Here is a 14,620-nt window from a genome sequence, read left to right on the forward strand (position 1 = left end):
GTCCGCGTCCGCCGCCCTCACCTGCGCGACCACCGGCGCGCAGGCCGCCGACGCGCCGCCCGCGCCCGCCGACGAACTGCGCGTCTTCGTCGGCCAGCCGATGAAGGGCTACCAGCTGACGATCGGCGACTTCGAGCGCAGCGCGCCGCTGACCGGCGATCGCGCCGACTCGCCCCCGGCGCCCAAGCCCGAGTCCCCGAACACCCGGATCTCGGCCCGGCGCAGCGGCAAGGACGGCGCGCGCGACGCGGTCACGATGAGCTGGCAGGACACCTGGTATGCGAGCCTGCGCGTGACCGGCGACACGCCGGTCGACCTGCGGCCTTACCTCGCGCACGGCACGCTGGAGTTCGACATCAACGTCAAGGACCTGAGCCAGGGCGGGCTCTCGTTCAAACTGGCCTGCGGCGATGGCTGCGAGCGCAAGCTCAACTTCCTGCTGCCGGGCCGCGCGCTCGAAGGCCAGGGGTGGCAGCGGCTGTCCTTCGCGCTGTCGTGCTTCCATCGCGACGGCGACGACTTCAGCCGCGTCACGCTGCCGTTCTCGGTCGAGACCGGCGGCCGCGGCGAGCTGTCGATCGCCAACGTGCGCGTGCTGCGACGCGGCCAGCCCAACGCGGTCTGCCCGAACTACCGCACCGAGTCGGTCACGCCCTCGCCGCTGCTGCAGTCCTGGTCGCTGGACTGGTGGATGCCGCGCCACGAGCAGAAGCTGGCCGCGATCCGCGCGATGCGCGAAGCGGGCAAGAACCCGTCGGTGGTGTTCATCGGCGACTCCATCACCCAAGGTTGGGAAGATGCCGGCAAGGCGGTCTGGGCCGAGCACTACGCGCGCTACGACGCGCTGGACCTGGGCTTCGGCGGCGACCACACCGAGAACGTGCTGTGGCGCCTGCAGCATGGCGAGATCGACGGCATCGCGCCCAAGGTCACCGTGCTGATGATCGGCACCAACAACACCGGCGACCGGCAGGACGAGCCGACGGCCACGGCCGCCGGCATCCGCCGCCTGATCGACGAGATCCGCATGCGCCAGCCCGCCAGCAAGATCCTGCTGCTGGCGATCTTCCCGCGCGATCCCAAGCCCGACGGCCGCGGCCGCCGCCTCAACAACGAGATCAATGCGCTGATCCGCGGCTTCGCCGACGGCGAGGTCGTCCACTTCCTCGACATCGGCGCGGCGCTGACGAATCCCGACGGCACGCTGTCGGCCGAGGTGATGCCCGATTGGCTGCACCCCTCCGAACGCGGCTACCGCCTCTGGGCGGAAGCGATGAATCCGACGCTGCTGCGTCTCCTTGAAGTCTCCCGCTGAGCCGGCCCCGTCCGCGCCGGCCCCGATCCACCCTGACCCATGAGCAGTCCCTTGAGTTCCACCACCGCTCCCTCGCCGCTGTTCCCGCTGACGCCGCTGCCGGCCTTCGGTTACGCCTCGCCCTTCCCGGCCAGCTTCGTGTTCGGCGTCTCCGCGTCCGCGCCGCAGATCGAGGGCGCCGCCTTCGAAGGCGGCAAGGGCGAGTCCAACTGGGACCGCTTCAGCCGCCAGCCCGGCGCCGTCCATGGCGGCGACACGCTGGACGTGGCCGTCGACCACTACCACCGCTTCGACGAGGACTTCGCGCTGATGGCCTCGCTGGGCCTGAAGGACTACCGCATGTCCATCGCCTGGCCGCGCATCATTCCCGACGGCACCGGCGCGGTGAACGAGGAAGGCATCGCCTTCTACCGCCGCCTCTTCGCGAGCATGCGCAAGCACGGCATCACGCCCTGGGTCACGCTGTTCCACTGGGACCTGCCGATGGCGCTGGAGGAGCGCGGCGGCTGGACCTCGCGCGAGACCGTCGACGCCTTCGCGCGTTATGCGGAGGTCGTCGTGAAGGCCTTCGCCGATGATGTGAAGCACTGGATCACGCTCAATGAGATCCGCTGCTTCACGATGCTGGCCTACGGCTTCGGCACCAAGGCGCCGGGCCGCCGCGAGCCGGAAGCCGTCGTCAACCAGACCTACCACCATGCGATCGTGGCCCATGGCCACGCGGTGCGCGCGGTGCGCCAGCACGGCGGCCCGGGTGCCCAGGTCGGCCTGACCGACAACTGCGACGTCAGCGTGCCGGTCAGCGAAAGCCCCGAGGACATCGCCGCCGCGACCGCCTGGTTCCGCGACCGCAATGCCCACATCCTGGGCGCGATCCACGCCGGCCACTATCCCGAGTCCTACCTGAAGCGCGTCGGCGCCGCCGCGCCCAAGGTGCTGCCCGGCGACTTCGACCTGATCAGCCAGCCCACCGACTTCCTGGGCCTGAACATCTACACCGGCCACTACGTGCGCGCGGCCGACAACGAACAGGGTTACGAGCAGCTCGCGCTGCCGAAGAACTATCCGCGCGCCGATCCGCCCTGGCTGCACCTGGTGCCGCAGTCGATGTACTGGGCGCCGCGGATGGCGGTGCAGCTCTACGGCCACCGCTCGATCTACATCACCGAGAACGGCTGCGGCTACGACGACGAACCGGTGACCGACGGCGAATGCCACGACCTGCACCGGCGCGACTTCGTGCGCGGCCACCTGCGCGAGCTGCATCGCGCGATCGGCGACGGCGTGCCGGTGAACGGTTATTTCCTCTGGTCCTTCATCGACAACTTCGAATGGGAGGACGGCTACCAGCGGCGCTTCGGCATCGTGCATTGCGACTACGGCACGCTGGTCCGCACGCCCAAGCTCTCGGCGCGGTATTACGCCCGCATCGTCCAGGAACGCCGCATCCTCTGAGGCCCGCCATGAGCGCCACCAGCCTGACCTCCTCCGACTCCGGCACCGCGCCGGCGCCGCACGTGATCCGTCCCGCCGACCGCGTGCCAATGCCGCAGAAGGTCGGCTACGGGCTCGGCTCGATGATCGACCTGTGGGGCCACTGGCTCTATGCGTCGCTCGCCTTCCACGTCTTCAACGTGTTCCTGGGCGTCGCGCCGGGCCTGATCTCCACGGCGCAGATGATCAAGATCTTCATCGACGCCGCGTCGGATGCGATCTTCGGCTGGATCTCCGACAACACCCGCACGCGCTATGGCCGGCGCCGGCCCTTCATCCTGGTCGGCGGCGTGCTCGCGGGCATCGGCCTGCCGCTGATGTTCGCCGTCGGCCGCGGGTGGACGGACATGCAGTACTTCATGTTCATGGTCATCTCCACCGCCATCTACGTGCCGGTGATGAGCTGCTTCAACATGCCCTGGCTGAGCCTGGGCTCGGAGATGACGCCCGACTATCACGAGCGCACCAACGTGATGTCGATCAAGAACGCGATCCAGAAGGCGCCCGAGCTGGCGATGTTCTTCGCCGCGCAGTTCACGACGCTGGCCTGGTTCCACGACGCCGACGGCAAGCCCGACATCCTGCGCGGCGCGCAGACCTACTGCGCGCTGCTGGGCGCGGTGATGGTGGCGGTGTCCATCGTGATGTTCATGACGGTACGCGAGCGCTACTACGAGAAGCTGGTCGCGCATTCGCAGACGCACATCCCCTTCGCCGACACGCTGTGGCGCACGCTGCGCTGCCGGCCGTTCCGGCACATCCTGGGCATGATGCTGGCCTACGGCATCGGCACGGCGATGGTGTCGGCGCTGGGCTACTACGCCACCGTCTACTACGTCTGCAAGGGCGACATCGCGCTGGCGACCAAGTGGAACACCGCGATGGGCGTGGCGGGCATGGTGTTCGGCTTCCTCGGCATCCCGTTCTTCAACTACATCGCGCGGCGCCACGGCAAGCGCGCGGCGCTGGCGCTGGTGCTGTCGCTGGCGATCTGCGCCTTCATCGGCGACTGGTGGCTCTACGACCCCGAGCGCCCCGCGCTGCAGCTGCTGGCCTGTGGCTTCGTCGCCTTCACCGGCGCAGGCTTCTGGACGCTCTACGGCTCGACGGTGGCTGACGTCATCGACTACGACGAGCTGCAGACCGGCCAGCGCCGCGAGGGCTCGTTCGCGGCCTGCCAGTCGTGGATCTCCAAGGTCGGCATCGCGCTGGGCGTGGGCGCCTCGGGCTGGATCCTGCAGTTCACCGGCTTCGATTCGAAGCTGCCGGTGCAGAGCGACCACGCGATCTTCATGATCCGCATCCTGCTGTCGGCCATCCCGGTGCTGGGCCTGCTGCTGGCGCTGATCTCGGTGTCGCGCTTCGAGTTGACCGAGCGCGGCATGGCGGAGATCCGCGCCCGCCTCGAAGCCCAGCGCGGCGCCGTCTGAAGGCGCGCCGGCCGGTGCCGGCGCCCGCTGTCCCTCTGCTGTCTATCGAGTTTTCCAGAGTCCTCGCCGGACCATGCGCGCGACCGCGCGCATGCCCATCACAAACTCACGGAGACAAGACGATGAAGGCAAGAACCCTGGCCGCGCTGCTGATGGCGGCGACCGGCCTGACGAGCGGACTGGAGGCGGGCGCGCAGAGCTGCTCGCCGACGGCGATCAAGCCCTACGTCAGGGTCGGCAGCGGCGCCTGGAGCAACACCTCGTCGGCGACGGTGGCCGCCGGCGGCACGCTGACGCTCGGACCGCAGCCGACCAGCGGCGGCTCGTGGTCCTGGACCGGCTGCGGCGCATCGGCCAACACGCGCGAGCTGGGCCTGACCGCCAAGGCCAGCTGCACCGCGGTGGCGACGTACACCAACAGCTGCGGCGCCAAGTCGACGCAGAACTTCGTGCTCACCGTGCCCGGCATGCGGGACCTGACCAGCCTGCAGCTGTCCAAGCTGATGGGCGCGGGCTGGAACCTGGGCAACTCGCTGGAGGCCATTGGCGGCGAGACCGCGTGGGGCAATCCGGCGGTGACGCAGTCGATGTTCAACGCGGTGAAGGCGGCCGGCTTCAAGACGGTGCGGATCCCCGTGTCCTGGAAGCAGTACGCCGATGCCAACGACAACATCAGCGCGACCTGGATGGCGCGCGTGACGCAGGTCGTCAACTACGCGCGCAACGCCGGCCTGTACACGATGATCAACATCCACTGGGATGGCGGCTGGATGCAGCCGACCTATGCCCAGCAGTCGGCGGTCAATGCGCGCATCACCAAGTTCTGGACGCAGATCGCCAACAACTTCAAGGGCTACGACGACACGCTGCTGTTCGCGGGCACCAACGAGGTGATGGTCGACGGCGACTACGGCACGCCGACGGTCGAGTACTACACGGTGCAGAACAGCTTCAACCAGACCTTCGTGAACGCGGTGCGTGCGACCGGCGGCAACAACCTGGCGCGCCACCTGATCGTGCAGGGCTTCAACACCAACATCGACCACACGGTGAATTTCGCGACGATGCCGAGTGACTCGGTGGGCCGCCGGCTGATGATCGAAGTGCACTTCTACGACCCCTATAACTTCACGTTGAACCAGAACAGCAGCATCTGGCAATGGGGCGCGGGTGCGACCAGCGCGGCCAACACGGAGACCTGGGCGAACGAGGCCTACATCGACGGCCAGTTCCAGAAGATGAAGACGCGCTTCGTCGACCAGGGCATCCCGGTGATCCTGGGCGAGTTCGGCGCGATCCGCCGCACCGAGTACGCCGGCGCGGAGACGTATCGCACGGCGTGGGACCGCTACGTGGCGCGCGCGGCGTGGACGCGTGGCGCGGTGCCGGTCTACTGGGACGCGGGTTATCCGAACGACAACCACAGCATGGGGCTGTTCGACCGCAACACCGGCGCGGTGGTCTATCCGTCGATCGTGAGCGGCATCGTCGACGCGGCGAAGTGAGGGTGCGCGCGGCGGCGCTTCCACTTGCCTACGCATGGGAATCCCGCTTGCCGCAGGGCCAGGGGCGGCGAGCGCCAGCCGCCCGGCGGCGCGTCCCGAGGACGCGCCGCTCCCCGCAACGACTCTCCCCCGCACGCCATGCCGCAAGCCGATCAGTTGAAGAAGGAAGCCCAGCGCCTCGCCGGTGAAGCCAAGCACCCCAGCGAGAAGCTGCCGACCTACCAGGAGCTGCTGGACAGCGCCATCGAGGACACCTTCCCGGCGAGCGATCCCATCGCTGTCGGCGGGGCGACCAAGATCGCCGAGCCGCACACGACCCTGCGCGACGCGAAGGACTGGACGCTGAAGCCAGGCAGCGAAATGCCGCCGGGCGGCGATGCGGCCCCGACCGCATCGGCCGGCGGGCCGGAGCTGTCCGCGCCCTGCGAGGGTTTCGTCGAGCGCCCGATGACCCTGCAGGCCACCGTCGAGGACGCGGTGCAGGTGCCTCGCGGCCCCTGCACGATCGAGCAGAGCGAGCACCGCGCGGTGCTGCGCTGGACCGAGGACGGCCAGGACCGCTGCGGCTCGATGGCGATCGAGGACTATCGCGACCGCCTCGCCGACGGCGCCTTGCGTCGCGGCGAGCGACGCGACGCGGGATGAGCGACACGAGCTGGCGCATGCATCGAGCTCCGGCTCGACCGCCGCGGCTGAGGCCGCCGGCTCGCAATCAGCCATCGCACCACGCCCGGCTCAGAGGTCGACTCGCTGAACATTTCAAGCGGAATCGCCGTCCATCGAACGGCAGTTGCGGTGAATCGCGGGAGGTCGGCGAGCGCCGGCCAGGGTCCGGTCAGCGCCGCGGTTTCGCCGCGAACCAGCGACGCGCGTCGTCGAGGGCCACCGGTGCGTCGAATCCGTGATCGCGCAGCAGCGCCGCGATCGCCGCTTCGTCCAGCGGCACCAACGCGAAGGCGTGCGTCCACGAGTCATCGCCCATGACATAGCGCAGCGTCATGCGGACTTGTTCGATGCCATCGACGGTGGCGCGCGCCAATGCGGTGACGTCGATCGACAGCTCGCTCGATCGGCTCAGCGGTCCGAGGGCGGCGGTGCGCAGCCAGTGGGCGTCCTGGCATTGAAGGATCAATTGGCCGTGCGGCGCGACATGGCGGGCGGCGGCGGCGATGAAGGCGCGCCGGACGGTGGCTTCGGCGTGATTGATGAGGCCGCTGGGCAGGAGCACGACATCGAAGCGCTCGCCGAGATCGAGCCGCTCGATGTCGGCGTGGATGCGGCGCACGCGCTCGGAGACGTGGGCCAGCATCTCCGCGGAGTTGTCGACCCCGGTCACGGTGCAGCCGAAGTCCAGGAGTCGATGGGCGAGCAAGCCGGTGCCGCAACCAAGGTCAAGGACTGAAGTACCCGCGAGGAAGTGCGAGCGCAGGTGATCGATCTCGCCGGCGTACCTGGCGCGGCGGTAGAGCTCGACGGAGCAGCCGTCGTGGGTTTGGCTACCCGGGCCGGTGCCAGTGAAGTGGGGTTCGCGGGTGGCGTCCATGTTGTTGGTCGCAGTGGCGGGGCGTTCCGGCCAATCGCGTCCGACCATTCGGACGCGAGCGTCATTCTGACCCGGGGTCGCGCCCGACGCGCGTTCCGATGATTGAGGCAAGGCCCATCCCCGGTTCCGTTTAGACGCGTCTGTCTTGTTTAGTAAATCCAGATAAAGACAGCGCTGGACAATCGTTCCGATTGACCCTCGCGGCAGGGCCGATCTATAACGAAACCCCGATGGCAGAACGACTGGCGGTCAAGCTCGTCTTGCAGGTTGTTCTTCACGAGGTGTTTAGTAAATGTTCACGCGTCCATGAGCCAAGTCACGATCCGAGACATCGCCCAGGCGACCGGTCTGTCGTCCGGCACCATCTCGCGCGCGCTCAAGAACCAGGCGGGGATGACCGATGCCACCCGCCTCAAGGTCCAGGACGCCGCCCAGCGGATGGGCTACGACTTCTCCCAGCTGCGCAAGGTGCGCATCCGGCGCATCGCCTTCCTGCTGCACAGCCAGCACAACACGCTGGCCTCCAGCCCCTTCTTCTCGCCGGTCCTGCATGGCGCCGAGGAAGCCTGCCGGCGCGAGGGCATCGCCCTGTCCTTCAACGTGGTCGGTCCCGCCGCGCCGGTGATGGAGCAGATCCGGCTGCATCAGCCCGACGCCCTGCTGTGCGCCGGCTTCTTCGAACCGGAAGTGCTCGCCGCGCTGAAGCAGACCGGCAAGCCCATGGTGCTGATCGACATGCAGCAACGGGGCTTCACCTCGGTCAATCCGGACAACGCGATGGGCGGCTACCTCGCCACCCGGCATCTGCTGCGCAGCGGCCGCCGGCGGATCGCGATGCTGTCCGGGTCGCTGGCGCACTTCAGCATCGAGCAGCGCAACCGCGGCTTCCGTCGTGCGCTCTTCGAGTCCAGGACGCTGGCCGATCCCGACCTCGAGGTCATCGTTCCTCAACTGGGCGACGGCGACAGCGGCGTCGTCGAGGCGATGCAGCGCCTGCTCAGCCTGCCCAGGCCGCCCGACGCCGTGCTTTGCTACAACGACAGCACGGCCCTCGTGGCGATGGCCCATTGCCGCGGCCAGGGCATCAAGGTGCCGCAGGACATCGCCATCGTCGGCTTCGACGACATCAGCGGCGCCGCCACCAGCGTGCCGCCGCTCAGCACGCTGCGGGTGGACAAGGAGGCGCTCGGCGCCGCCGGCGTCGACCTGCTGCTGCGGCTCAAGCCCGAGGACCCCATCGAGGAACTCGTCCTGCCGGTCGACCTGGTCGTGCGTGAAAGCAGCTGCGACGACTAGCGCCCTGCCTCCCGCGTCCCCCGAGCCACTGCGGGCCGGCCTCGCGGCGTGACACCGCAAGGCCTTGACCCCCTGACGCTTCGACGCAGCGACGCAGCGAAGGCGTCACGGCGATCCCATCACGAGACGGAGACAACATGGAACACGTATCCCCCCGCCCCGCCGCGGCCGCATCGGGCGCGCGCCGGACCCGCCACCAGTGACAGCGGCCACAGCGGCGCGCTGGTCATCGTCACGGTGCTGTTCTTCATGTGGGGGCTGATCACCTCGCTGAACGACATCCTCATCCCCCACCTCAAGGCCATCTACACGCTGAGCTACGTGCAGGCGATGATGGTGCAGTTCTGCTTCTTCGGCGCCTACTTCATCGTCTCGCTGCCCGCGGGCGCGCTGATCCGGCGCCTGGGTTACCAGCGGGGCGCGGTGGCGGGCCTGCTGATCGCGGCCGTGGGCTGCGCGCTGTTCTACCCGGCCTCCTTCGGCGGCTATGGCCTGTTCCTGCTGGCCTTCTTCGTGCTGGCCTCGGGCATCACGGTCCTGCAGGTCGCCGCCAATCCGTACGTGACCGTGCTCGGTCCGGCCCGCACGGCCTCGAGCCGCCTCAACCTCACCCAGGCCTTCAACTCGCTGGGCACCACCATCGGTCCCGCCGCCGGCGGCCTGCTGATCCTGTCCATCTCCGGCGCCGCCGCCGGCGCGGCGTCCACCGTGCGCGGCCCCTATCTCGCGCTGGCCGCCGCGCTCGCGCTGCTGGCGCTGTGCTTCCTGAAGGCCAGGCTGCCGCGCATCGAGGACGGCGAGGACCTCGCCCTGGACGGCGAAGGCCACGGCTCGGCCTGGGCGCACCGCCATCTGGTGCTGGGCGCGATCGGCATCTTCCTGTACGTCGGCGCCGAGGTGAGCATCGGCAGCTTCCTCATCAACTTCCTGGGCGAAGGCAACATCGCCGGCCTGGCGCATGCCGACGCCGCGCGCTACGTCAGCCTGTACTGGGCCGGCGCCATGGTCGGACGCTTCATCGGCTTCGTCGTGATGCGGTCGGTGAGCCCCGGCAGGACGCTGGCCTTCAATGCGCTGGTGGCGATCGCGCTGGTGCTGACCGCCACCTTCGGCCACGGCAGCGTCGCGATGTGGGCCATCCTGGCCGTGGGCCTGTGCAACTCCATCATGTTCCCCACCGTCTTCAGCATGGCCATCCACGGCCTGGGCCGGCACACCGGCCAGGGCTCCGGCATCCTGTGCATGGCCATCGTCGGCGGCGCCATCGTGCCCTTCGCGCAGGGAGCGCTGGCCGACCACCTGGGCGTGCAGCTGTCCTTCCTGCTGCCGGCCGCCTGCTATGCGTTCATCCTCTACTTCGGGGCGCGCTACGCCTCGATGTACGTGAAGCAGTGAGGCTCAGACGGCCGCTGGCGGCCGCGACGCCAGCGCCGCGCCGAAGCCGGGATCGGGCTCGGCCCCCATCGTGAACACCAGCCGGCCGCCCTGCATCAGGCTGGCGTGGTCGATCCAGCTGCGCGTGTGCGGCTGTCCCCGCCAGGTCACCGACTGCACGTAGATCCGGTCCGGGCCGTTGCCGCGCGCCTCGATCTCCAGCGTCCTGCCGCCCGGCAATGCGAGCTCGGCCCGCTCCACCAGTGGACTGCCGAAGACATAGCGCGCGCTGACCGGGTCCACCGGGTACAGCCCCAGCGCGCTGAGCACCAGCCAGGCCGACATCTGCCCGCAATCCTCGTTGCCGGACAGGCCGTCGGGCCGGTCGCTGTAGAGCGTGTCCATGATCTGCCGCACGCGCGCCTGCGTCTTCCAGGGCTGGCCAGCGTAGGCGTAGAGATAGGCGATGTGGTGGCTGGGCTCGTTGCCATGGGCGTATTGGCCGATCAGCCCCGAGATGTCGGGCGGCGCGCCCGGCAGTTGCTCCGAGCTCGTGGTGAACAGCGCGTCGAGCTGGGCGACGAAGGCCGTCTCGCCGCCGAAGAGCGCCATGTAGCCGGCCACGTCGTGCTGGTTGAGGAAGGTGGCCTGCCAGGCATTGGACTCGGTGAAGTCGCGCCAGCGATCCGAATGGCCCAGCGCCCGCGGATCGAAGGGCTCGGCCCAGCGGCCGTCGGCCAGGCGCGGCCGCACGAAACGAAGCGCCGGATCGAAGACGTGGCGATAGTTCAGCGAGCGCTGGCGCAGCAACGCCGCGTCCGCCTCGGCGCCGACGCCCCGCGCGAGGCGTGCCAGCGCCCAGTCGTCGTAGGCGTACTCGAGGGTCTTGCTGGCCGCCTCCTCCTCGCGGTCGGACGGGATGAAACCCAGCCGGCGGTAATCGGGCAGACCGCGGTACGAGTCGTCCATCGCGCGCTGCCGCCACAGCGGCCAGGCGCGCTGGAAGTCGATGCCGGCGAAGCCCTTGGCCTGGGCCTCGGCCAGCACCACCGCCGAGTGGTAGCCGATCATGCAGCCGGTCTCGCGGCCGTGCAGCGGCCACACCGGCACGCCTTGATCGCTCTGCTCCGCCATGCGGATGAGGCTGTTGACCAGGTCCGGCACGCGCGCCGGCGTGAGCATCGTCAGCAGCGGATGCAGGCTGCGGTAGGTGTCCCACAGCGAGTACTGCGTGTAGTTGCGCTCGCCGGGCGACAGCTGATGCACGCGCAGGTCCATGCCGCGGTACTGGCCGTCCACGTCGCTGAACAGGGTCGGCGCGAGCAGGGAGTGATACAGCGCGGTGTAGAGCATGCGCTGATGCCGCTCGTCGAAGGTCCGCAACCGCAGCGCGGCGAGCTCGCGTTCCCAGGCCGCGCTGGCCGACGCGCGCACCTGCTCGAAGTCCCAGCCGGGCAGCTCCTCGCGCAGATTGCGCAGCGCGCCCTCCGCGCTGACGTAGGAGATGCCGCACTTGACCAGCAGCGGCTCGCCCGGCTCCGAGCGCCAGTGCAGCGCCGCCAGCAGTTGCGTGCCGCGCGAGACACGCGTGGCCGCGCCGTCCGCACCGTTGCCGTTGAACACCTCGAAGCGCTCGAAGGGACGCGAGAACTGCATCGCGAAGTAGACCTGCCGGCCCTGCGCCCACTGGTCGACCGCGCGGCCGCCGAGCAGCGTGTCGTCGCCGACCACCTCCAGCTCGGCCCAGGGCACGCGCGTGGGAACGCCCGGCTTGTCCTGCATGCCATGACGCAGGTCCACCATCAGATGGCTGCGCGTGTGCGGGCCGAAACGGTAGCGATGCAGACCAGCGCGCTCGGTGGCGGTGAGCTCGACGCTGACATCGCGATCGCGCAGCGCGACTCGGTAGTAGCCGGGCTCGGCGGACTGGTCCTGATGCGTGAACGGCGCGCGCCAGCCGAGCTCCGGATGGCCGGGCGGTCCGGGCTGCCGCCGCACCTCGCCGACGCAGGGCATCACCAGCACGTCCAGCAGGTCACCGATGCCGGTGCCGCTGAGGTGCGTGTGGGAGAAGCCCATGATCGAGCGGTCCTTGTCGTGGTAGCCCGAGCAGGCGTCCCAGTCCGCGTTGTAGGTGTCGGGCCCCAACTGCACCATGCCGAAGGGCCGCGTCGCCGCGGGTGTGGTGTGGCCGTGATCGCCGGTGCCGATGAAGACGTCGACATGACGGGTGAGGCGTTCGTCCGCGGGAGCGCCCGGGGCAATGGCCTGGCGCGCGGGGCCGGCGCAGCCGGTCAGCGGCAGGCCGGTGGCGAGCGCCATCTTGAGCAGGTCGCGGCGTGAGGTCATGGATCAGCTCGATTGCAGCAGCGCGGGCCGATGCCGCGCCAGGTTCAGGATCAGTTCGCCGAACAGGCCGTTGGCCCAGGCAAACCAGGGGCGGGTGAAGTGCGTGGCGTCGTCCTGGTCGAAGGCCTCGTGCATGAAGCCCGTCCCCGCGTGGCTGGCCCGGAGCCAGCGCAGGCACTGGCGGATCTCCGCGTCGCCGGCGGCCGTGGCGGGCGCGGTCAGCGCCTTCATCGCCAGGGACATCGGCCAGATCATGCGCAGGCCCTCGTGCGGCCCGCCGGTGCCCTCGGCCACGCGGCCGCGGAAGAAGTACGGGTTGTCCACGCTCCAGGCCCGCGCGCGGGTGCGGCGGTAGAGCGCGTCGTCGACCGCGCAGACGCCCAGGTAGGGCAGGCTGAGCAGGCTGGGCGCGTTGGCGTCGTCCATGAAGAACTGGTTGCCGAAGCCGTCGACCTCATAGGCCCAGACCTCGCCCGCCGGCGTGCGCAGCCGCGCGTGGCGGCGCAACGCGGCCGCGACCTCGTCGGCCAGGGCCTTGGCCTCGCTCGCCAGCGCGGCGTCGTGCAGCACTGCGTCCGCCATCGCCGCGAGCTGGCGCAGCGACACGACGGCGAACAGGTTGGCCGGCACCAGGAACGGGAAGACGCAGGCGTCGTCCGACGGCCGGAACATCGAATGGATCAGCCCCACCGGCCGGCCCGGATGGCCGTAGCCATCGAGGACCAGTGTCTCGGTGGCCGCCTCGGCCTTGCGCTGGAAGCGGTAGGGACCGGGACCGGTCTTGCGCTGCTGCTCGCGCATCGTGCGCAGCACCGCGCGCATCGCCTCGGCCCATTGGGCATCGAAGGGCGCGGTGTCGCCGGTGGCGCGCCAATAGCCGTGGGCCAGGCGGATCGGCCAGCACAGCGAGTCCAGCTCCCACTTGCGCTCGGACACGCCGGGGCGCATGTCGGTCAGGTCGCCGATGGCCCACTTGAGCTTCGTGCGCGCGTGGGGATCTTCGAGGAAGGCATTGGCGTAGGGATCGATCAGCAGGCAGCGCGCATGGCGATGGATGACGCCGCGGATCAGCCGCCGCAGTGCATCGTCCTCACGCGCGAAGGGCAGGTAGGGCCAGACCTGGGCCGACGAGTCGCGCAGCCACATCGCATCGATGTCGCCAGTGATGACGAAGGTGTCGGGCTTGCCGTCGACGGTGCCCTCGGTCACCGTGGTGTCCAGCGTGTTGGGCAGGCAGTTGCCGAACATCCAGGCCAGCTCCGGATCGCCGATGCGGCGCTGGAGGTCCGCGATGGCGGCGTCGACGACGGGGCTCACGAAGCGGCGCTGGCCGGGCGGAGGCCGCGAGCTGGTGAAGCGCGCATTCGAACAAGGGGGGCGGTCGGCCGCCAGCGCGCGGGTCATGCCCAGACCGCTCAGTCCACCGGCCAGGCCGAACCCAAGCAGCGCGCGCCGCGCCGGCGAATCGATCATGTCCGGCCCCTTCATCGCGGCAACTCCTGGCGGCCCTGGATCTCGAAGCTGGCGCGCAGCACCTCGGCATGGCCGGGCTGGCCGCCGCCCACCGCGAGGCGGTAGCGGCCCGGCAGCACCGCGCGCACGCCCGACGCGTCGACCTGGCTGAGCGCGCGGGCATCGAGCTCGAAGCGCAGCGTTCGGCGCTCGCCAGCCTTCAGCGGCACGCGCTGGAAGGCCACCAGCGCGTGCGCCGGCGCCACGGCCAGCGGCGTCTCGGGCTCGAGGTAGACCTGCGCCACTTCGTCGCCATCGCGATCGCCGGCGTTGGCCACCTCGACCTCGACCGTGAGCGCCTCACCCGCGTTCAGCACCGCGCTCGACACGCGCGGCGCCTGGTAGGCGAATCGGGTGTAGCTCAGCCCGTGCCCGAAGGCCCACAGCGGCGAGCCCTTGAAGTAGCGATAGGTGCGGCCCTGCATGCCGTAGTCGGCGAAGGGCGGCAGGTCCCGCGCCGAGCGGTAGAAGGTCACCGGCAGCCGCCCTGCCGGGTTGTTGATCCCCAGCAGCGTCTCCGCGATCGCCTGCCCGCCGGCCTCGCCCGGATACCAGGCGGCCAGCACCGCGTCCGCGTGCTCGGCGGCCCAGCGCAGCGCCACCGCGCTGCCCGACTGCAGCACCACGACCAGCGGCTTGCCGGTGGCCTGCACCGCCTGGAGCAGGCGCTCCTGCGCCGCCGGCAGGTCCAGCGAGCTGCGGTCCCCGCCATCGAACCCGGGCACCTCCAGCTGCAGCTGCTCGCCTTCCAGATCGGGCGACAGGCCGACGAAGGCCACGATGGCATCGGCCTGGCGCGCGG

11 protein-coding genes are annotated in these 14,620 nt (G+C 69.8%); 7 read left to right on the forward strand and 4 right to left on the reverse strand.

Going from position 1 to position 14,620, the window contains the following annotated elements; all coding sequences use genetic code 11:
• From FUT87_RS12440 to FUT87_RS12460, 5 genes are all read left to right on the forward strand, one after another.
• Nucleotides 1-1,315, forward strand: a 1,315-nt coding sequence (locus FUT87_RS12440; RefSeq protein WP_255511792.1) for a GDSL-type esterase/lipase family protein, incomplete at its 5' end; no start/stop codon positions are given.
• 39 nt (nt 1,316-1,354) lie between these two features.
• Nucleotides 1,355-2,770 (forward strand): GH1 family beta-glucosidase, encoded by a 1,416-nt coding sequence (locus FUT87_RS12445; RefSeq protein ID WP_147241219.1) that lies wholly within the window; start codon nt 1,355-1,357, stop codon nt 2,768-2,770.
• A gap of 8 nt (nt 2,771-2,778) precedes the next feature.
• Nucleotides 2,779-4,239 (forward strand): MFS transporter, encoded by a 1,461-nt coding sequence (locus tag FUT87_RS12450; protein WP_091727621.1) that lies wholly within the window; start codon nt 2,779-2,781, stop codon nt 4,237-4,239.
• A 122-nt stretch (nt 4,240-4,361) separates the two neighbouring features.
• Entirely contained in the window at nt 4,362-5,744 is a 1,383-nt protein-coding gene (locus FUT87_RS12455; protein ID WP_147241220.1) for a glycoside hydrolase family 5 protein, read from the forward strand.
• 138 nt (nt 5,745-5,882) lie between these two features.
• Nucleotides 5,883-6,389 (forward strand): hypothetical protein, encoded by a 507-nt coding sequence (locus FUT87_RS12460; RefSeq protein WP_147241221.1) that lies wholly within the window; start codon nt 5,883-5,885, stop codon nt 6,387-6,389.
• 190 nt (nt 6,390-6,579) lie between these two features.
• Here the strand turns inward: FUT87_RS12460 and FUT87_RS12465 are convergent, their stop codons facing one another.
• Nucleotides 6,580-7,287 carry a bifunctional 2-polyprenyl-6-hydroxyphenol methylase/3-demethylubiquinol 3-O-methyltransferase UbiG gene (locus FUT87_RS12465; protein WP_186830504.1) on the reverse strand — a complete coding sequence of 236 codons (708 nt, stop codon included), beginning with the start codon at nt 7,285-7,287 and terminating at the stop codon, nt 6,580-6,582.
• Nucleotides 7,288-7,593: 306 nt separating this feature from the next.
• On the opposite strand from FUT87_RS12465, the gene FUT87_RS12470 reads away from it, so the two are divergent.
• Together FUT87_RS12470 and FUT87_RS12475 are read left to right on the forward strand one after the other, a co-directional pair.
• Complete coding sequence (locus FUT87_RS12470) at nt 7,594-8,583, forward strand: LacI family DNA-binding transcriptional regulator (protein ID WP_091727636.1); 990 nt, start codon at nt 7,594-7,596, stop codon at nt 8,581-8,583.
• Between the two features lie 222 nt (nt 8,584-8,805).
• The gene (locus FUT87_RS12475) at nt 8,806-9,978 is read left to right on the forward strand and encodes a sugar MFS transporter (RefSeq protein ID WP_255511793.1); all 1,173 of its coding nucleotides are present in this window, start codon (nt 8,806-8,808) and stop codon (nt 9,976-9,978) included.
• Nucleotides 9,979-9,981: 3 nt separating this feature from the next.
• On the opposite strand, the gene FUT87_RS12480 is transcribed toward FUT87_RS12475, so the two are convergent.
• The 3 genes from FUT87_RS12480 to FUT87_RS12490 form a co-directional block, all read right to left on the reverse strand.
• Nucleotides 9,982-12,306 carry a GH92 family glycosyl hydrolase gene (locus tag FUT87_RS12480; protein WP_147241223.1) on the reverse strand — a complete coding sequence of 775 codons (2,325 nt, stop codon included), beginning with the start codon at nt 12,304-12,306 and terminating at the stop codon, nt 9,982-9,984.
• Nucleotides 12,307-12,309: 3 nt separating this feature from the next.
• Nucleotides 12,310-13,794 carry a glycoside hydrolase family 125 protein gene (locus tag FUT87_RS12485; RefSeq protein ID WP_222617127.1) on the reverse strand — a complete coding sequence of 495 codons (1,485 nt, stop codon included), beginning with the start codon at nt 13,792-13,794 and terminating at the stop codon, nt 12,310-12,312.
• Nucleotides 13,791-14,620, reverse strand: an 830-nt coding sequence (locus FUT87_RS12490) for a glycoside hydrolase family 3 C-terminal domain-containing protein (protein WP_186830505.1), incomplete at its 5' end; no start/stop codon positions are given. The genes FUT87_RS12485 and FUT87_RS12490, both read right to left, overlap by 4 nt.

Source organism: Mitsuaria sp. TWR114, from assembly GCF_007997345.1.

What these genes read in the sequence shown, in the direction of transcription:
- FUT87_RS12465 (WP_186830504.1), bottom strand. Translation starts at nt 7,287, where the DNA reads ATGGACGCCACCCGCGAACCCCACTTCACTGGCACCGGCCCGGGTAGC.
- FUT87_RS12480 (WP_147241223.1), bottom strand. Translation starts at nt 12,306, where the DNA reads ATGACCTCACGCCGCGACCTGCTCAAGATGGCGCTCGCCACCGGCCTG.
- FUT87_RS12455 (WP_147241220.1), top strand. Translation starts at nt 4,362, where the DNA reads ATGAAGGCAAGAACCCTGGCCGCGCTGCTGATGGCGGCGACCGGCCTG.
- FUT87_RS12485 (WP_222617127.1), bottom strand. Translation starts at nt 13,794, where the DNA reads ATGAAGGGGCCGGACATGATCGATTCGCCGGCGCGGCGCGCGCTGCTT.
- FUT87_RS12445 (WP_147241219.1), top strand. Translation starts at nt 1,355, where the DNA reads ATGAGCAGTCCCTTGAGTTCCACCACCGCTCCCTCGCCGCTGTTCCCG.
- FUT87_RS12470 (WP_091727636.1), top strand. Translation starts at nt 7,594, where the DNA reads ATGAGCCAAGTCACGATCCGAGACATCGCCCAGGCGACCGGTCTGTCG.
- FUT87_RS12460 (WP_147241221.1), top strand. Translation starts at nt 5,883, where the DNA reads ATGCCGCAAGCCGATCAGTTGAAGAAGGAAGCCCAGCGCCTCGCCGGT.
- FUT87_RS12450 (WP_091727621.1), top strand. Translation starts at nt 2,779, where the DNA reads ATGAGCGCCACCAGCCTGACCTCCTCCGACTCCGGCACCGCGCCGGCG.